This is a genomic window from Salmonella bongori NCTC 12419 (assembly GCF_000252995.1).
GTDB lineage: Bacteria > Pseudomonadota > Gammaproteobacteria > Enterobacterales > Enterobacteriaceae > Salmonella > Salmonella bongori.
The window spans coordinates 1,479,823-1,498,858 of the sequence record NC_015761.1 but is presented as its reverse complement, the minus strand read 5'-3'; the positions used below and the strand labels follow the sequence as shown (position 1 = coordinate 1,498,858).

Here is a 19,036-nt window from a genome sequence, read left to right as displayed (position 1 = left end):
TTGTACTTTTATTGAATTTTTAAGAGGTATTTATGGAAATGATATGGGTTGATCTTTACCCCTGCAGAGGGCGGGAAAATCATGAAAAAAAGCTATCTCTTTATATCAGTACTGATTACTTCTATGACTGTTTTTCCACGACTTCATAATACCATGTTATTTTGCCAAAATAGCCCGGAATGTGATTTGTCTCATGTGGTACCTGATTACCGGGAGCAACTCTCAGGTACACCACTAAAATATACAATGATATATACAGAAAAATTAGCACAGGTAGAACTCAAACATTATGAGTTACTATCACAGCGCTGGTCACCAGATAATATAGTAACGCCTGCACAATGGCGGCATAATGTTGATATTTACATCCCCGAGATGGCCAGGCAGCGCTATGCTTTATTGGTTGTAAACAATGGAATTAATGACCATAAACACATACAACTTCATAATAACACTATAGATTTTACTCAAGACACTCTGGCAAGCATTGCCCGCGATACGAATACTATCGTAATATCAGTGAGTAATATTCCCAATCAATATTTAACTTTTGCGGATGATAACAAATCCTTGAAGGAGGATGAGAGTGTCTCCCGGAGCTGGGCATTATTTCTGGAATCCCCACAGCAACGCCAGCTAGTGCCTTTAAATATTCCTATGGTCGCCGCCCTATCTCAATCGATAAGATTAGCAAAAAAGGAGTTAACACAATGGAAGATACATTCCTTTATCGTTACAGGCATCTCAAAACGTGGATGGACTGCCTGGTTGTCAGCGATTGCCGATCCTGATGTTGAAGCAATTGTTCCCTTCGCTATTGATCTACTTAATATTGATGCCTCGCTTGAACATATTTATCAATCATACGGAGGTAACTGGCCAATTACATTCTATCCCTATTATCAACAAGGCATAGATAAGAAAATAAAATCCTCCTCATTTCGCCAGTTAATACAAATAATAGATCCCTTAAGATACCTTAACACAGTTTATCAGTCCCGCCTTGCAATACCGAAATATATCATTAATGCCAGTGGTGATGATTTTTATGTACCAGATAACACTCGGTTTTATTATAGTAAACTTCCTGGAATAAAATCATTACGCATAGTACCTAACATGAGTCACTATTTAATTAATGAGATTACTGAAGAAACTCTTGTCCCCTTCATTAATCGGTTTCAAAGTAGAAAAACATTACCAGAATTGTTCAGCCTTATTCACTATAATCTCCTCACTGTCTACTTTTCAGAAGAGCCTGTACAAGTTATTCGTTGGACAGCCAGCAATCCTAATGCGCGTGATTTCCGTTATGCCTGTGGTATCCGCTATCAACCGCTGACGATAGATATACCCAACGATAATAAACTAAGCATTACACTGAATAAACCTGATACGGGTTGGGAAGCGACCTATATCGAAGCAACCTTTGATGATGGTTATGTCGCAACAACCCAAGTTTATATTACGCCGGACGATAAATACGTACAGACTGCGCCGCCTCCGGTTAACACCGAGTGTCAGACTCTGCCTGGACGCGGCCTGGAAGAAAAAGTGTATCACAGGCAATAATTCCCATTACTTTGTTGATTTTTAATAAATTAAATCATCACATCTGTAATCGCCGACCGTTTTTCGTGATAAATTTTCGTTACATTGATCACGTTCTGATCAAAATAGAGGTGATTTAAAAATAGCCTTAAAATATTGTGGTCAGGCCGCTAGACCACAATAAGAGGATATGTCATGAAAAGAAAAACAATGGGATGGCTTATCGTTTTTCTTCTATTTATAGTTTACATGCTTAACTATATGGATCGTTCAGCATTGTCGATAACCGCCCCACTGATTGAAAAGGAGTTAGGATTTAACGCCGCAGAGATGGGGATGATCTTCAGCGCATTCTTTATCGGATACGCCCTGTTTAATTTTATTGGTGGCTGGGCCAGCGATAAAGTTGGGCCAAAAATGGTATTTCTTATTGCAGCGTTACTATGGTCTGTTTTTTGTGGGTTAACAGGCCTGGTCACTGGCTTGTGGACAATGCTTATTGTACGCGTTCTTTTCGGCATGGCCGAAGGGCCAGTTAGCGCCGCAGGGAATAAAATTATCAATAACTGGATTTCCCGAAAAGAGTCAGCTACGGCGATCGGGATTTTTAGCGCTGGCTCTCCACTCGGCGGCGCAGTGTCAGGGCCGGTAGTCGGTCTGCTGGCGTTATCCTTCGGCTGGCGTCCCGCATTTGGCATTATTTTCTTATTTGGCCTGGTATGGGTACTACTTTGGTACTTTATTGTCAGCGATAAGCCAACAATGAGTAAGCGCTTGGCGTCAGAAGAACGCGTTGATTTTGAAAATCATGAGGATGTTATATTATCAAATGATGGTCGGGCAGCGCCTTCTCTCGGCTATTATATGAAACAGCCTATGGTATGGGCGACAACACTGGCTTTTTTCAGCTACAACTATATTCTTTTCTTTTTCCTGACCTGGTTCCCGAGTTACCTGAATCACTCGTTACATCTGGATATTAAAGAAATTAGTATCGCCACGGTCATTCCCTGGATCATTGGCGCGATTGGGATGGTGCTGGGTGGTGTCTGTTCTGATGTTATTTATCGAATTACTGGTAATGCTCTGCTCTCGCGTCGGCTCATTCTCGGCGTATGTCTGGCAGGTGCGGCGATATGTGTTGCGGTTTCCGGTACCGTTAGCACCATCGGCAGCGCAATTACACTTATGTCAGTTTCACTTTTCCTGCTCTATTTAACGGGCCCAATTTATTGGGCAGTCATTCAGGATGTCGTTCATAAAGATAAAGTGGGTAGCGTCGGCGGAGCTATGCATGGTCTGGCTAATATATCCGGCATTATCGGACCGCTTGTCACCGGGTTTATCGTTCAGTTTAGTGGCAAATATGACTATGCCTTTTACCTGGCGGGCGCTATTGCTATCGTCTCCAGCCTGTTGGTCTTCGTGTTTGTAAAAAGTAAAGGATTCAAAGCCAATGAAAGTCAAAGCTGTGTACATTAATAAACCTGGTGAAGTTGAAACCCGTTGGGTAGAGTATCCGCGTAAGAAAGAGAATGAAGTTTTAATTAAAGTTGATGCCGCAGGAATTTGCGGATCGGATATCGGGGCTTTTCGTGGAACGAATCCCCTTGTCACTTACCCACGCATTATCGGCCATGAAGTGACCGGAATTGTTCTTCAGAAAGGCGCAGGAATGCCGGACAATATTCAGGAAGGCGACCGCGTGATTGTTGACCCTTATATTTATTGTGGTCACTGCTACCCTTGCTCTGTTGGCAGAACGAACTGTTGTGAAAATTTAAAAGTCATTGGTGTACATGTTGATGGCGCAATGCGGGAAGTCGTTGCTCATCCCGCACATTTAATTCATAAAATTCCTGACAACGTACCTTCTGAAATGGCACCGCTGGCAGAACCGCTCACAATTGCGTTGCACGCGTTGCATCGGGCAAATGTTAAGGCCGGGGAACATGTTGCTATCATCGGCGCCGGCGCAATTGGTCTTATGGCGGCATTAAGCGCGCGTCATTACAAGGCAACGCCTGTTCTGATTGATATTGTGGAAGAACGGCTACGCTATGCTCACAAACTCGGCGTTCCCTATGTGCTAAATGCTACCGACGGTCAGGTTATCGACGCCATTAAAGACATTACCCATGGCACCATGGCGCAGGTTGTTATAGAAGCCTCCGGTGCCAATAGCGCTATTCGAAATACGCTTGATTTAGCATCGTTTGCTGGCCGTATTTCTTTTACAGGATGGCCAAAACAGGAAACATTGCTGCCGACAAATCTGATCACTTATAAAGAACTGGATTTACGCGGGTCCCGTACCAGTGCCGGTGAATTTGACGAGGCATTACGAATGCTGTCCACGCTGGAAATTAACCCACAAGACGTTGTCAGTAAGGTTGTCAATCTGGATGAGATCCCTGATGCGGTGAGAGAGCTTGATCGTTATCCGGAACGCTACTTAAAAATCAATGCTGTTTTCCAGTGATATTTTAGCCACCTTTACCGCATGGCATCACCGCCATGCGGGTTATGTTAGCCGCCAACAATCTTTCTCACATAGCTCAAATGTTGCAAAGATTCCTGATAGGCGCTGTCGGTATCAGACTGGCGCACCGCATCCACTATCGCTTTATGCTGCTTATTGAGATTAAGTAAAACATTCCGGTCTCCAGACCGCTCATCCAGCCCGGCATAAGGGATATTGATCCGCTGCTCCCATAACATGCGAGACATGTCGAACAAGACCCGGTTACGGCTGGCTTTCGCGATCGCCAGATGGAACTCCTTATCCAGCGAGTAAAAGCCGTGGACATTATTATCGTTAATGGCTTGTTCCATACTATGGTAAATAGTCTCTATGTGGCTGATGACGCCATCATCATCCTCATTTTGTGCCGCTAAACGCGCGCAATGACTATCAACCAGCTCGCGAGTAGAAAGAATTTCTTCGACAGTATAGTCGCCGGAAGCATGTTTTTTATCAGAAACGATAACGCCATTACCAGATTGGATAACGATCCATCCGGAGATCTCCAGTACAATAAGGGCTTCCCGTAAGGAGGCGCGGCTAACGCCAAGCTGTTTTGCCAGTTCACGTTCTGGCGGTAAAAAACCTCCTGGTGGAAAAATATTATCATTGATCAGCTTAATGATGAGGTTGGCTATCTTCTGATAGAGCCTCTCCTGTCTGACCTCAGGTATAACCATGCGCCCTCCAATCCATATTCAGGGAATGTGAATGGTTTTAGCATACCATCCCGGCGCCGGGTATCGTGATAATTAATTGCGTCATACTTAAGAGAAGCCAGGAAATGAGGTGAAAGAGGCAACGATCGGTAGTCTCGCCACGACTACCGATGAATCTTACCAAAGACAAACTACTTATTCTTTAACATTTATTTTCTCGAACACGGGCGCTGTCGCGTTCTTAAACTGAGAAAGCGACCAGGTTTTATAGTTGATATCATTGTAACCACGTACCATCATATCACCGTGCGTTAAGTCGGATAGTGTCGTCCAGACCGTATATTCTGAAACCGGTTTACGGGAGGCGTTACCTTCCCCTTCACTCCCCATATAATCAATCGTAATATTTTTTGGCCGATCGAACCGGCTCATAATATGCGCAAGAGTATTCATTGCTTCATGGGCAGACGTCGCCTGCGGCGCATACGTGGTGTAATAAACGCCACGTATAAAACGGGAAACTGAAGTATCGGACGACGGCAAATCTGCAATAGCGATTCCGCTGTCAGGCTGCATCACTTTTATCCCACCTAGTGTACCTGAAGAGCGGTCCACATTAGTTAATTGCGTATAATTATTCAGGTTTGTAAGATGCCAGGGAAATGAAGGGCCATTGGTCATTACGCGAGTAGGATTGTCATAAACATGAAATTTTCCATTCTCTACTTCAACAACGATGCTCCCTCCCTTCTTGTCATAAAACGCATAATGAAACGGCGATTTCAGATCGCCGAATCGATGCAGTTCCGGCGACCAGAATTTGCCCTCCTGTATGGCCTGTTTGACTTCACCGACGGTAGCAAAACGGGCCAACGCCCATTCGCCTAACGAGGTGACGGGAATCGCCTGTTTATACTCGTCTGAGCGTAATGTCGGCAATTGTGCATTCATGATCATATTTTCACTGAATGATAATCCCGCGCTGTTCATTCCTTCCAGTACATCCCGGCTATCCCCATCGGTGATGGTTGACGTAATAGCCAGTATCGGGTACTTCGCCCGGTAGCTCACGCCTGCGCTGCCATTCGGCGCTTTTTTATCAAACTGTGTTCCTGCCGGGTAATACGTTAACCATGAGGGTAGATCCTGCATATATTCCAGCGTGCGGCCATGAAAAACATCGCCTTGTTTATCCTGAATAGCAAGGGTTGTACAGGCTTGCGAGGCCATTGCGTATGACAACAGCGCCGGAGCAATCAATAGCATTGCCTGACTCTTTTTCATCGTGCTCTCCTTTTTTATAAAATAACCCAGGTGAATATATTAAATTAAACAGATTAATAACTCTGCGGCACGTAACTTATTGTGAGTTTATTTTACAAGATAATAGAATTACCGGGCGAATTAAGAATAATTAAACTTACTATGCTGGGTCGAAGAAACATTATCTGCGTGACGATATTTAAATAATTCCAGCACGTTATAAATAAAAAGAGGTATCATTTTTATTGTCATTTAGGTATATCACGCCAACATCCTATTTGTCGCGCATTGTTAATAACATTAATATAATTTATGTTTCGGCGATGTGGAGTAGCACATACGTAATCAGTTGTTACCAATTAGAAACATAATTGCTACTAAATCAAGTTGAGAAAGACAAGAAATGCAACATATGATGCCCACACTAACTATAGTAGTTTGGGAACAATGTTATGCAAACACAAGATACATTCTATCAAGTCATGCGTAGGCACGGCGTGACAAGGCGTAGTTTTCTCAAGTTTTGCAGTCTTACCGCGACGTCTTTAGGCCTGAGCAGTTCAATGATTCCTCAGATAGCCTACGCCCTTGAAAATAAACCCCGCACGCCAGTGATATGGCTGCATGGACTTGAGTGTACCTGTTGTACCGAGTCTTTCATTCGCTCTGCGCATCCGCTGGCGAAAGATGCCATTTTGTCGCTTATTTCCCTTGATTATGACGACACCATTATGGCCGCGGCGGGTCAACAAGCTGAGCAAGCGCTGGCAGATGTCATGCGTGAATATAAAGGAAATTATATTGTTGCCGTTGAAGGTAACGCACCGCTTAACGAAGACGGTATGTTCTGTATCCTGGCTGGCGAACCGTTCCTGGAAAAATTAAAACGCGTGAGTGCGGATGCTAAAGCCATTATCGCGTGGGGTTCTTGCGCATCGTGGGGATGCGTACAGGCAGCCCGTCCTAATCCAACCAAAGCAACGCCGGTTCATAAGTTAATTACTGACAAACCCATTATTAAAGTGCCTGGCTGCCCGCCTATACCAGAAGTAATGTCTGCTGTGATTACCTATATGTTGGCATTCGATCGTATCCCTCCCCTTGATCGGCTTGGGCGTCCCAAAATGTTTTATGGCCAGCGAATTCATGACAAATGCTACCGACGCGCGCATTTTGATGCCGGTCAGTTTGTGGAAGCATGGGATGACGAAGGCGCCAGAAAGGGCTATTGCCTGTACAAGATGGGCTGTAAAGGTCCAACGACTTATAACGCCTGTTCAACCGTTCGCTGGAATGATGGCGTTTCTTTCCCTATTCAGTCGGGTCATGGATGCCTGGGATGTTCGGAAGACGGATTCTGGGATTACGGCTCTTTTTATGACCGGGCAACGGGCATCCCACAAACCGGTATTGAGGCTACCGCCGATCAAATTGGTCTGGGCGTCGCGGGCGTCGCGGGCGCGGCCGCCATTGCTCACGCCACGGTGAGCGCCATAAAACACGCCCGTAATAAAAACAACACGTCGTCAGAAACCGTTCCGGAAGAGAAAAAATAATTATGACATATCCTTATCAGACTCAGGGTTTTACGCTGGATAATAGTGGACGGCGAATTGTGGTCGATCCGGTCACTCGCATCGAAGGACATATGCGCTGCGAAGTAAATATCGACAGTAATAATGTTATTACGAACGCCGTTTCAACCGGCACGATGTGGCGTGGCCTTGAAGTTATCCTGAAAGGCCGCGATCCTCGCGACGCCTGGGCATTCGTTGAACGCATCTGTGGTGTTTGCACCGGTACACATGCTCTGACCTCGATCCGCGCGGTAGAAAATGCGCTGGGAATCGCCATTCCGGACAACGCAAATTGTATTCGCAATATGATGCAGGCTACGCTGCATGTTCACGATCACCTGGTACATTTTTATCATCTGCACGCGCTGGACTGGGTCGATGTGGTTGCCGCTCTGAAGGCCGATCCGCATCAAACCTCCGCCATTGCTCAAAGTCTTTCCGCATGGCCGCTCTCTTCACCCGGGTACTTCCGTGACTTACAAAATCGTCTGAAGCGGTTCATTGAGTCTGGCCAGCTTGGTCCCTTCCGTAACGGTTACTGGGGACATCCGGCGATGAAACTGCCGCCAGAAGCCAATTTGCTGGCAGTCGCCCACTATCTTGAAGCGCTCGATTTCCAAAAAGAGATTGTAAAAATCCACACCGTTTTTGGGGGTAAAAACCCGCATCCTAACTGGCTGGTGGGCGGCGTTCCTTGCGCCATCAACCTTGATGAAACGGGCGCGGTCGGCGCAGTGAATATGGAACGTCTGAATCTTGTCAGTTCCATCATCCAGAAAACCCGCCAGTTCTGCGAACAGGTCTATCTTCCGGACGTCTTGCTGATTGCCAGTTACTATAAAGACTGGGCGAAAGTCGGCGGTGGCCTGTCAAGTATGAATCTGCTGGCTTATGGCGAGTTTCCTGATAATCCTAACGATTATTCCGCCAGTAACCTCCTGCTTCCGCGTGGGGCTATTATTAATGGTCGTTTCGACGAAATTCATCCTGTTGATTTAACCGCGCCTGATGAGATTCAGGAGTTTGTCACCCACTCCTGGTATACCTATGGTAACGGCAATAACGATAAAGGGCTGCATCCGTGGGATGGCCTGACGGAGCCACAACTGGTCATGGGCGAACACTATAAAGGCACAAAAACCTTTATCGAACAGGTGGATGAGTCCGCTAAATATTCATGGATTAAATCGCCTCGCTGGAAAGGTCACGCGATGGAAGTGGGACCGCTGGCGCGTTATTTGATTGGTTATCATCAAAATAAACCAGAATTCAAAGAGCCCGTAGATCAACTACTTAGTGTATTAAAACTGCCTAAAGAGGCTCTCTTTTCTACATTAGGACGTACTGCCGCACGTGCGCTGGAATCCGTGTGGGCTGGCAATACGCTGCAATATTTCTTCGATCGCCTGATGCGCAACCTCAAGGCCGGTGATACCGCGACGGCAAACGTTACGCTCTGGGAGCCTGATACCTGGCCGACATCAGCGAAAGGCGTTGGCTTCAGCGAAGCGCCACGCGGCGCACTGGGGCACTGGATAAAAATTGAAAATCAGAAAATCGACAGTTATCAGTGTGTGGTACCAACGACCTGGAATGCCGGACCACGTGACGATAAAGGTCAAATTGGCGCGTACGAAGCGGCGTTAATGGGCACGAAACTTGCCGTTCCCGATCAGCCACTGGAGATTTTACGTACATTGCACAGCTTCGATCCCTGCCTGGCCTGTTCCACCCATGTTATTGATAATCATGGCGGAGAGCTGGTCAGGGTGCAGGTACGGTAATGACGATTCGGAGGTTTCAATGCATCGCAAAGAAATAACCAGCCAGGGGTACTATATCTATGAAGCACCGGTACGTTTATGGCACTGGATCACGGCGTTATCCATTGTCATCCTGGCTGTTACAGGATATTTCATTGGCCACCCCCTGCCATCGATTCAAGGTGAAGCGACCTTTATGTTTTGGATGGGCTGGATACGACTGATCCATTTTACCACGGCGTATATTTTTACTGTCGCTCTACTGTTTCGTATCTACTGGGCATGTGTCGGCAATGAGTACGCCAGGGAGATGTTTCTGGTTCCGTTCTGGCGCCGCACCTGGCGCAAAGGCGTTATCAGCGAAATCCGCTGGTATTTTTTCCTCGAAAAAGAGGCCCATCGTTACTATGGACATAATCCGGTAGCGGGCCTGGCGGTAATGTTCTATTTCTGGATGTCCGTACTGATGGTGTGTAGCGGCTTTGCCCTCTATGGCGAAGGGCTTGGAACAGACAGTTGGGCATATCAATGGTTTGGCTGGATGATTCGCCTGACTGGCAACGATAGCCTCGCGCTGCATTTCTGGCACCGGCTGGGCATGTGGTTCATCATCGCTTTTGTCATTGCGCATGTCTATACCGCTATCCGCGAAGACATTATGAGCCGACAAAGCGTGATTTCCGTCATGATAAGCGGCTGGCGCTGGTTCAGGTGATAACAATGGCAGAAATCACAATATTAGGGCTTGGCAACCTGCTTTGGGCAGATGAAGGGTTCGGCGTCAGAGCGGCGGAAAAGCTGTTTGAACAGTATGCCGATAACGAGAAAGTTGCCGTTATTGATGGCGGTACGCAGGGGCTGGCACTGCTTCCCTGGCTACAACAGACCGAAAAACTGTTAATCATGGATGCTATCGATTTTGGTATGGCGCCAGGCTCGCTGGCGATTTTTCGTGATGAGCAGGTTCCCGCCTATCTGACGGCGAAAAAGCTCAGTTTGCACCAGACCGGTTTTTCTGAAGTGCTGGCGTTGCTGCAATTAACCGGCTGCCAATTAGCGGAGATCGTACTGATCGGCGTACAGCCAGAATGTCTGGATGATTATGGCGGAAGCCTTACGCCGCAGGTAAAAGCGCAATTAATGCCCGCAGTCCAACTCGCACAGGAAGTGTTGACCCAATGGGGCATCACCTCCTCTTTCACGGCCTTGCCTGGTGAAAGACTCAATCATGACAGTTTGTGTATGGAACGTTATGAAGATGAACGGCCAGATGCGCAAAGCGCTTGCCGGGTCGGCGACATTCGGGTGCTACAGAGAGAGAAATCATAATGTGTATTGGCGTTCCTGTTCAGGTTGTTTCCCCAGGTCAATGGTTCGCCAAATGCCGCGATCGACATGGAGAACTTATTGACGTTGATATCCGGCTTGTTGCTCCTCCAGTAAAGGGCGCATGGCTGTTGACATTTGGCGGCGCGGCGCGACGGGAAATGGATGAAGCGGAAGCTGTTGAGGTGCTGGCAGCACTGGATTCACTGGAACAGGCGATGTTCACCCAAAGCGATCCCCTGGCCGGTTTTGCCGATTTATTATCTCGTACTCCCGAATTACCGGAGCATTTGAAGAAATGACTATCCTATCTAAAAATCCTGTCTGTCCGCTGGCGGACAAAGGCTTTCTGATTACCGATGCGCAAACGCTCCCATCGCTCATTAACGCGCATCCTACTCTGGTGGTGTTGTTGCAAAGCGACCCAAACAAACACCCGGAGGTTGCAGACAGTTGGGTCATTATACCGGAGATCCTCAAACAATTTCCGACGACATCGTATACCGCGGCATTTGCGGATATCGAACAGAGTGAGTTGATCGCCAGGGAGTATCGCATTCTGAAATATCCGGCGCTGCTTTTCTTTCGCCAGCACCGTTTTGTCGGCAGTCTGGCAGGGTTATATAGCTGGCAGGAGTACTCGGAGCGAGTGGCTGCATTGCTGACCACGCCGGGCTACCGTCAGGATATTCCCGTTATTACGCAATAGAATGAAAGGTAACACACGTGAATCATTCCAGAACTATTCCAGTCGTTAATATTACCGGACCGGGCTCGCAGCCCGAAGAGGAAGACTTTAATTTTCTTCCCATCCCCGCCGGCATCAATCTCCCGTTAACGCCTGTACTACCGGATCAGGCCCTGCCGGCTGAACTCAATGTCGCCAGACAGGTCCTCACCACGCTTATTAGCGGCATGGATAGCCCGGTAGAAGCATGTTCATTTCCCCTGACTTATCAATTGAATACTTCTGAGCAGCAGAATAGCGGTTTGTTGGATCAACTGCTTGGTGAAGGTGAAATATCCGCCCGGGTGCTGCTACCTGATGGAAAAGAACAACGTATTCAGGAAACGGTTTTTACGGGGGTCTGGCGCATACGCGAATATAGCGCCACTCAGCAGCAGATTGCCGATGAAATTATCATTGGCCCGATCCCAGAGAGCATCTGGCGTACGTATCCGCAACCGCCGAAGACACCCGAACTGCCGCCGCAACCGGCGGGATTGATGAATGGCGCCTTTATTGCGCATGAAATCGCTGAGCGCGTGAAAGCATCAGTAAAAGAACCGCACATCATTAACTTAACGCTACTGCCTGTTAATGATGCCGATCGCGAGTATCTGAATCGTTTTTTAGGCGAAGGTTGCAGCGCTATTTTTTCTCGCGGGTATGGTAAGTGCCGGATTGTAAGTTCTCATTTTCCAGGCGTATGGCGGGTCAATTATTTCAATGATATGAATACCTTATTACAAGATATGATTGAGATAGCAGATATCCCTGATATCGCCGTTGCAGGTATAGACGATATTGAAGATGCCTGTGCAGGCCTGAAAAATACGTTGCAATGGTTAAAAGAGTATCCGGTTACGGAAAATGAACCAATGGTGCGTATGGAGTGCAAAGTATGTTGGTGGGTTTACGATCCGGCACAGGGCGATGACGTCTGGCAAATTCCGCCCGGGGTGCCCTTCAGTCAGTTACCGGATTACTGGTGCTGTCCGGTTTGCGAAACCAGTAAATCCGGATTTATGGTGATCGATGAGGATAATGAGACGTGCAAAGATTGACTCTCTATCCCCACCCGCTACGGATTGTCTGGCAGGAGCCACCGATAGGTCGTTTGTTACAGGGCGCAGCGCCGTTACATGCCAAAACGCTCATATCACGTTTATTTACACTGTGCGCTCAGGCGCACAGTGCGGCGGCGTCTTTACTGTTGTTTCCTGAAGAAGCGCCAGATATGCAGGCCGCACAACAAGAACTGGCGCGAGAAACACTCCGCCGCGCATTGACCGACTGGCTCCCCCAGTTTAGTCACCGACAGGCAACGGCTGAAGAATGGACACTGTTACGTCACGGAGACTTATCGCTGCTGGCGGACAAGCTCTTTTTTAACGATGAGCCTCAAGCCTGGCTTGCCGCTGGCGTACCAGGCTGGGAAGCCTGGTTTTTGCGAGCACGCACTGACGCCGCCCGCTGGCTGACGGCATTACAGACCACCATAACACCTATGCTACCAATGGCGTCGTCCCCGGACCACACATTACTCACCCCAGGCCCAGTGGATGTATCGCCTTTAGCCATCGAATATCCTCGACTATCAACGTGCTGTCTCAGCGGAAAAACGACCGCGCTACGTCTGCTGGCCCGCTGCATTACGCTCGCCCGAAGTTTGAGCGCCCTTCCCACCTTGCGCTGGAATCGTTTTGATGATGGCGAGTGGAAAATAGCGGTAGTGGAAACTGCGCGAGGATGGTTAGTGCATCAGGCCAGACTGACGACGTCCGGCCATATCCTTGATTACCGTATTATCTCCCCGACCACTCGTCATGCCCAGCCTGAAGGGGTCATTGCTCGCGAGCTGGCCGTCCTTCCGGTTTCACAGTGGTCGCGACAATTGCAGGTTATTGATCCTTGTGTCGCTGTAAACATTGTTGAATAAGGACCTAATCTATGCATGAACTAGCCCTGGCGCAAAATATTATCGAGTTACTGGAAGAACAGGCTGTCAATCATCAGTTCAACCAGGTAAAGCAAGTCTGGCTGGAAATTGGTGTCATGGCATGTGTTGAGGTGCCAGCGCTGCGCTTTGGCCTGGACGTCGCCGCCCGCCATACTATTGCTGAAAATGCGCGTTTCCATATCACTATCGCACCGGCGCAAGGATGGTGTCTGTCGTGTAACCAACCCTTCACGTCTGACACATCCACACTGAGTTGTCCGTGTTGCCATTCAGGAAAGGTGCAGATAGATGACAGTAGTAGGATGCGTATTCGGGAAATCGAAGTAGAATAATTAATAAAAAAGGACGCCAGAAGCGTCCTGAAATAAAAATAGAATAAATTAACAATAATAAAGGTTAAGCAGTGACACAGTTTTGGGAAAAGGAGGGTATCCCTAAACTGTCTTAATCAACAAGTTTTATTAAAACTCGTAGACTAAGCCGAGAGCCACGGTGTTGTCTGTATTAGGATTCGATGGATTGCCATCTTTTAACAGATTAATTTTATAGTCAACATACGCGGACATATTTTTATTGAAGTAGTAATATGAACCAACATCAATGTATTTCACAAGATCGAACGACCCCAGACCATCAACATCATTAGCTCTGGATTGCAGGAACGCCAGTGATGGGCGTAAACCATTATCAAATTGGTATTGTCCTACCATTTCCCAGTTATCAGTTTTATGTGCGAAGCCGCCCAGTGTATCGCCCATATAGGTCATATCATAAGTGCGGGTATAGTTTGCAGCCAGATAAATATTATTAGCATCGTATTTCACGCCGCCGGTCCAGGCTTCAGCTCGGTCGCCGTTATCATATTTATCTTGCGTGATCTGGTCGAGCGTGCGTTTTGAGCTGGTATAGGCCGCCCCCAGGCTAACCCCCATACCCAGATCATATGTCGCAGATGCCCCAAAACCATCGCCATTTTGGTATGCGATACTCTCTCTGGCATTATTACTTAAAGGATCGCCCTCTTTCGACAGACCGTCATTTTTACCCTGATACTGCAACGCAAAATTTAGACCATCAACCAGACCAAAGAAATCATTATTGCGATAAGTCAGAACTCCGTTTGCGCGTCCTGTCATAAAGTTATCAGAAGCTTCGTATGAATCATTACCAAACTCAGGCAGTACGTCAGTCCACGAACCGATATCGTATAACACGCCATAATTACGGCCATAATCAATAGATCCCATATCGGCAAATGTCAGACCGGCAAAGCCAAGACGTGTCCAGCTTTGTGGTGAACCGCTGGAATCACCGTCTTCCGGACGGTTAGCGTTGACCTGATACTCCCACTGACCAAAACCAGTGAGCTGATCGGTAATTTGCGTCTCGCCTTTAATGCCCATACGGATATATGACTGATCGCCGTCCGTACTATGATTACCGGAAAAATAATGCAGGCCGTCGACTTTGCCATATAAATCCAGCTTATTACCATCCTTATTATAAATTTCAGCTGCGTTGGCGGCTCCAGCCGTCATAACAGCTACGGCTACCGCAGATAACACCACTACTTTTTTCATTTTATATGCCTTGTATGTCTTATTTTTGGACTTTCCGCCAAACCTGCTTGCGGAACTGCCCAGGACAATATCATCAACAATTACCCTGCGTTAAGTTTCAAAGTGTAATATTAGCTTGCTATGTATTAGTGATAATGAAATGCAACTTAAGCATCGCTACATACTCGTGCACAGAACTTTTTGCTGTAATAACAATGAGGTTGCGGAAAGCTATGCGGCTTGGCAACTAGGATTGCGAGACAAGAATGGCGTTGAATACCTTGCTCATCTTCAGTAAGGCGACGCCATTATCTGTAAAACACAAGCCTCTGTTTCTCTTTTTTTATAAAAATTTTGTTACTTTTACATTTATTTTTAAATTAGCATTATGAAAAAGCCGAACTATCCAAATAGTTTCCGGTCTTCCCTTGCATATTTCCAATGGCTAATTATCACCCAACGTAAAAGATGATTTTTTATTACTACTTATAAGGAGTAACGATTTTCTGCCGGCATGAACTCCTGATTAAAGCAACAGCAGAAAGAAAAAGGCGGCACTGAATTTTCATATTTTGCGCCATACCGTTACAAACAAATACGATATTTTTGATTGCGCCATCAACTTTTCGGGTTAATGCTGTAAAAGGATGCTTTTTATCGTTCGTGAACAATGTATTCCCCCTTCAGTATAAGTGTGAATGAAGCAGGACGGTAACACTGCTCAAATACAGGCAATATGAGATAAGTATTATGCAAAAAACGTCATTATTTTTTCCATGTACGGCGATAACGTTAACGCTCATGGCGTCATCGGCATGGGCGGCAACGCCAACCACTACCACGCAAAATGAGACGACAGCAGTAGTAAAACAACACATTACCGAAGGTATTAATCGTTATCTTTATTCTATAGATAAGGCAGATCCAACATTAGGCAAACAGATCTTTTATGTTTCTCCAGAAACCAGCTTTATTCATCCGCGCGGCCACGAACGGGGATGGTCGCAGATCGCTGAAAATTTTTATGGCACAACTATGGGGAAAACGTTCAGTAAGCGCACGTTGCAACTGGATGCGCCACCTACGATTCATGTGTATGGCAATGCCGCGGTGGCAGAATTTGACTGGCATTTTACTGCGGTACGCCGTGATAATGGACAAACTCAACATACTACAGGCCGTGAAAGCCAGGTGTGGGCGAAGATACCGAACGAGGGGTGGCGAATTGTCCATATCCACTACTCTGGCCCGGCCAAAACTGGCGTAGGAGAAGGCTATTAAACTTTAAAATACAGTTTATGGCGCAGATAAATGATCTGCGCCAGGTACGCCAATTCAGGTCAGTTGATAGCGCTTATCCGGCATCCGTTTGGCAGGGATATCCATTTCATCATTCATTTGCAGTAAATCGATTTCTATCGCATTGCATATCGCGTCCAGCGGTAGATCATTATTTTCAGTCCCGAACGGATCTTCCAGTTCTTCTGCCAGTGCATCCAGCGCGATAAACGTGTAAGAGATAAGAACCGAAATAAATGGCGTCATATAATGCAGATCAACCACCAACGCAAATGGCAACATAATGCAGAAAAGATAAACTGTACGATGCAAAATTAACGTATAAGCAAAAGGCACTGGCGTATTGGCAATACGCTCACACCCGGCCAAAACTGACGACATCTCATTTAGCCGGTTATTGAGGCTATGAAATAAGATATCTGGTAGTTCTCCACTGCGACGACGAACCGCCAGCCACTCCCCCATCAGCAATAAGATACGGTTCGCAGGGGAATGGGAAGCAACCACTTTCTGTAACGCATCCTGCTGGAGATAGTTGCCCAGAACCAGCGTCTGAGGCTGTTTGCGCAATGTCATACGCAAGCAGTGGGCAAATGCGATTTGTAACCGAACAAAATCTTCCGTACCGCGCTCATCAGGCAAAGTGATTTTCACCTCCCGCAGTATTGAGCGAGAAGCAATCATTAACTGTCCCCACAAATGCCGGGCTTCGACATAACGCGCATAGCAGGCATTATTGCGAAAACCTAAAAAAATCGCGATAGCGACGCCCAGTATACTGAACGGTGCAAGGGTAAATTTAATCCCCAGCCTGGTATACCAGGGCAGCAGCATAATAACGGCAATAGACAGAAGAAAATTAAGGAGCAGGCGAGAAAAAATTTTGGATAACACTGATCCATGCCAGACAAAAATCAGGCGAATCCAGTGCTGTTGCGGTCTAACGATCATGGTCAGCTTCAGCAGGTAAAAAGACATGCCATTAAACGTGATCCAGATCAAGGTTGCAAGTTTCTGATGCCCCCTTCTGTTTAGCCTGTTATCAGGGCACGTTGTTGATGCCTGTGAATAAGACAAATAAAAATGTATGTTGTAACTAAAAAGGGATTTACAGCAGCATAAAAGCACCCGAGGTCAGGATTTCTACAGGATAATTACCGACAAACGACCCGGCGCAGGCCGGGTCATGCTGTTTAACAAAGCGGTTTTACCGCATCACGCATACCTTTTTCCAGAATAGTATCCAGATGGGCGGTTACCTGCTCAACCAGCCCAGAGATACGCGTCAAGTCTTGACCCCAATGCACTTTTTCAGCCAGCACAGATTTTACTAATGTCACGGTACTCATAGTCTGGTCGCGGTGTTGACGCCATAACTGCGCGTAACGTTCTATCCAGAAGGGATCATCCTGCATGGGATAAGGTTCGCCATGGCGTTCGCCGCGATAAAATGCAATCAGCGCCGCTAACGCAAATGTCAGGCGCGCCGGTAACTGCCCGTTGGCCCGCTGCCCTTCCAGTAATTGCGGCAAAATACGGGTACGGAATTTCGTCATGCCATTCAGGGCAATCGATAAGAGCTGATGCTTAATATAAGGATTGCGGAAACGGCCAGTTACTGCACTGGCGAACGATTCCAGCGCTTCACGAGGTAAATCCAGAACCGGGATGATCTCTTCATCAATCGCTTTTTCGACAAAGGCGCAAATCCCGGCATCGTTCATCGCATCACCCACCGTATTAAGACCAGCCAGATAAGCAACCGGAACCAACGCCGTATGCGCGCCGTTAAGAATCGCCACTTTGCGCGCTTTGTAAGGTTTAATATCGTCAACAAGCAGAACATTCAGCGGGTATTTATCAAGACGTAGCGCCTGAGCCAAAGACTGTGGTCCCTGAATCACAAACAGGTAAAAGTGTTCCGCCGTATCCAGAAACGCATCGTGATAACCCAGTTCTGTTTCCAGTTGCGCAGCTTCATCATGCGGATATCCGGTAACGATGCGATCCACCAGCGTAGAACAAAAGATGTTAGCCTTATCCAGCCACTGCAAAAATGCCGCCGGTAACGCCCATTCTTCGGCATAACGCACAATCAACGCTCGCAGCGCCTCACCGTTGTCGTCAATCAACTCACAAGGAATAATGACCCAGCCTTTATCTGCCGCCCCGTTAAAATGGTGGAAACGCTCATAAAGCAGTCGGGTCAGTTTAGCGGGGTAACTCGCCGCTGGCGCATCATCAAATTTATCACCTGCCCGGTAACGAATACCGGCTTCGGTCGTATTCGAAAAAACAAATTGTATATCCGGATTGTGCGCCAGTTTAAGGAACGCCTCGTACTCACCGTAGACGTTGATTTCACGCATTACAGATCGAATCAATCGCGCCTCGCTGACAGCTTCTCCTTTTTCATTAAGACCACGAATGATCGTCGTATAAAGACCATCCTGTGTATTTAATGAAGGCGGAAAATCACTCTGAATGGGACGTACAACGACCACGCCAGCATCAAGATCGGTATGTTCGTTAAGGAGATCGATCTGCCAGTCGACAAAGGCGCGTAGAAAATTTCCTTCGCCAAACTGAATGATGCGTTCAGGATAGCGCGCACCGGGAAAATCGCGACGATTTAAAGTTTTCACCATGGGTTCCTTTATGATTAGTCATACATTCTGCTTTATTGGTCCTACAGGTTAACAAAAATTAATACCAAAAAAACCTGACCTGATCACCTTTTATAGTGATACTGCGGATTTACAGTATGATAAGAGACGACAATAGCACCCACGCGCACCAAAATTGGTAGAACATCTTTGCGAAAAAAACGG

Annotated in this window: 17 protein-coding genes and 1 pseudogene; 13 read left to right on the top strand and 5 right to left on the bottom strand. The window is 46.9% G+C overall.

Translation table 11 applies throughout. The features are described 5' to 3' along the window. The first annotated feature begins 81 nt into the window (after positions 1 to 81). The 3 genes from SBG_RS07095 to SBG_RS07085 all read left to right on the top strand — a co-directional run bounded on the left by SBG_RS07095 (position 82) and on the right by SBG_RS07085 (position 4,033). On the top strand, positions 82 to 1,572 hold the full coding sequence (locus SBG_RS07095) for a PhoPQ-activated pathogenicity-related family protein (RefSeq protein ID WP_015702868.1): 1,491 nt from the start codon (positions 82 to 84) through the stop codon (positions 1,570 to 1,572). A 174-nt stretch (positions 1,573 to 1,746) separates the two neighbouring features. Next, positions 1,747 to 3,033: an MFS transporter gene (locus tag SBG_RS07090; RefSeq protein ID WP_000824231.1), complete on the top strand. Its 1,287-nt coding sequence runs from the start codon at positions 1,747 to 1,749 to the stop codon at positions 3,031 to 3,033. Beyond that, positions 3,008 to 4,033, top strand: coding sequence for an alcohol dehydrogenase catalytic domain-containing protein (locus tag SBG_RS07085; RefSeq protein ID WP_000864949.1), 1,026 nt, complete (start codon positions 3,008 to 3,010; stop codon positions 4,031 to 4,033). Before SBG_RS07090 ends, SBG_RS07085 begins: the two co-directional genes overlap by 26 nt. Before the next feature lie 47 nt (positions 4,034 to 4,080). Here SBG_RS07085 and SBG_RS07080 read toward each other — a convergent pair. Together SBG_RS07080 and SBG_RS07075 are read right to left on the bottom strand one after the other, a co-directional pair. Beyond that, a pseudogene (locus SBG_RS07080) lies at positions 4,081 to 4,799 on the bottom strand (FadR/GntR family transcriptional regulator). 130 nt (positions 4,800 to 4,929) lie between these two features. Further along, the gene (locus SBG_RS07075; RefSeq protein WP_000749546.1) at positions 4,930 to 6,018 is read right to left on the bottom strand and encodes a choloylglycine hydrolase family protein; all 1,089 of its coding nucleotides are present in this window, start codon (positions 6,016 to 6,018) and stop codon (positions 4,930 to 4,932) included. Between the two features lie 431 nt (positions 6,019 to 6,449). On the opposite strand from SBG_RS07075, the gene SBG_RS07070 reads away from it, so the two are divergent. From SBG_RS07070 to hypA, 9 genes are read left to right on the top strand one after another with little or no spacing between them, the layout of a single operon-like run. Then, positions 6,450 to 7,553 (top strand): hydrogenase small subunit, encoded by a 1,104-nt coding sequence (locus SBG_RS07070; protein ID WP_001194444.1) that lies wholly within the window; start codon positions 6,450 to 6,452, stop codon positions 7,551 to 7,553. A gap of 2 nt (positions 7,554 to 7,555) precedes the next feature. After that, positions 7,556 to 9,358, top strand: coding sequence for a nickel-dependent hydrogenase large subunit (locus tag SBG_RS07065; RefSeq protein WP_000222078.1), 1,803 nt, complete (start codon positions 7,556 to 7,558; stop codon positions 9,356 to 9,358). Beyond that, the gene (gene cybH / locus SBG_RS07060; RefSeq protein ID WP_024135009.1) at positions 9,309 to 10,052 is read left to right on the top strand and encodes a Ni/Fe-hydrogenase, b-type cytochrome subunit; all 744 of its coding nucleotides are present in this window, start codon (positions 9,309 to 9,311) and stop codon (positions 10,050 to 10,052) included. Before SBG_RS07065 ends, cybH begins: the two co-directional genes overlap by 50 nt. Positions 10,053 to 10,057: 5 nt before the next feature. After that, complete coding sequence (locus tag SBG_RS07055; RefSeq protein WP_000818129.1) at positions 10,058 to 10,666, top strand: HyaD/HybD family hydrogenase maturation endopeptidase; 609 nt, start codon at positions 10,058 to 10,060, stop codon at positions 10,664 to 10,666. Next, positions 10,666 to 10,965, top strand: a complete 300-nt coding sequence (gene hypC, locus SBG_RS07050) for a HypC/HybG/HupF family hydrogenase formation chaperone (protein WP_000334916.1) — start codon at positions 10,666 to 10,668, stop codon at positions 10,963 to 10,965. Before SBG_RS07055 ends, hypC begins: the two co-directional genes overlap by 1 nt. Continuing rightward, positions 10,962 to 11,372: a thioredoxin domain-containing protein gene (locus SBG_RS07045; protein ID WP_000154134.1), complete on the top strand. Its 411-nt coding sequence runs from the start codon at positions 10,962 to 10,964 to the stop codon at positions 11,370 to 11,372. The genes hypC and SBG_RS07045 overlap by 4 nt, the downstream gene beginning before the upstream one ends. Before the next feature lie 17 nt (positions 11,373 to 11,389). Continuing rightward, on the top strand, positions 11,390 to 12,451 hold the full coding sequence (locus tag SBG_RS07040) for a hydrogenase expression/formation C-terminal domain-containing protein (RefSeq protein WP_001016761.1): 1,062 nt from the start codon (positions 11,390 to 11,392) through the stop codon (positions 12,449 to 12,451). Then, the gene (locus SBG_RS07035) at positions 12,439 to 13,326 is read left to right on the top strand and encodes a hypothetical protein (RefSeq protein ID WP_001189386.1); all 888 of its coding nucleotides are present in this window, start codon (positions 12,439 to 12,441) and stop codon (positions 13,324 to 13,326) included. The genes SBG_RS07040 and SBG_RS07035 overlap by 13 nt, the downstream gene beginning before the upstream one ends. An 11-nt stretch (positions 13,327 to 13,337) precedes the next feature. Next, entirely contained in the window at positions 13,338 to 13,679 is a 342-nt protein-coding gene (gene hypA / locus SBG_RS07030; protein WP_015702866.1) for a hydrogenase maturation nickel metallochaperone HypA, read from the top strand. A 129-nt stretch (positions 13,680 to 13,808) separates the two neighbouring features. On the opposite strand, the gene ompC is transcribed toward hypA, so the two are convergent. Then, on the bottom strand, positions 13,809 to 14,927 hold the full coding sequence (gene ompC / locus SBG_RS07025) for a porin OmpC (protein ID WP_000758344.1): 1,119 nt from the start codon (positions 14,925 to 14,927) through the stop codon (positions 13,809 to 13,811). Between the two features lie 729 nt (positions 14,928 to 15,656). Between ompC and SBG_RS07020 the strand changes: the two genes are divergently transcribed. After that, on the top strand, positions 15,657 to 16,187 hold the full coding sequence (locus tag SBG_RS07020) for a YybH family protein (RefSeq protein ID WP_001173101.1): 531 nt from the start codon (positions 15,657 to 15,659) through the stop codon (positions 16,185 to 16,187). A gap of 54 nt (positions 16,188 to 16,241) precedes the next feature. Here the strand turns inward: SBG_RS07020 and SBG_RS07015 are convergent, their stop codons facing one another. Both SBG_RS07015 and SBG_RS07010 read right to left on the bottom strand, forming a co-directional pair. Next, positions 16,242 to 17,156 (bottom strand): bestrophin family protein, encoded by a 915-nt coding sequence (locus SBG_RS07015; RefSeq protein WP_024135008.1) that lies wholly within the window; start codon positions 17,154 to 17,156, stop codon positions 16,242 to 16,244. Between the two features lie 242 nt (positions 17,157 to 17,398). Further along, positions 17,399 to 18,850 carry a tagaturonate reductase gene (locus SBG_RS07010; RefSeq protein ID WP_015702864.1) on the bottom strand — a complete coding sequence of 484 codons (1,452 nt, stop codon included), beginning with the start codon at positions 18,848 to 18,850 and terminating at the stop codon, positions 17,399 to 17,401. Positions 18,851 to 19,036: the final 186 nt, after the last annotated feature.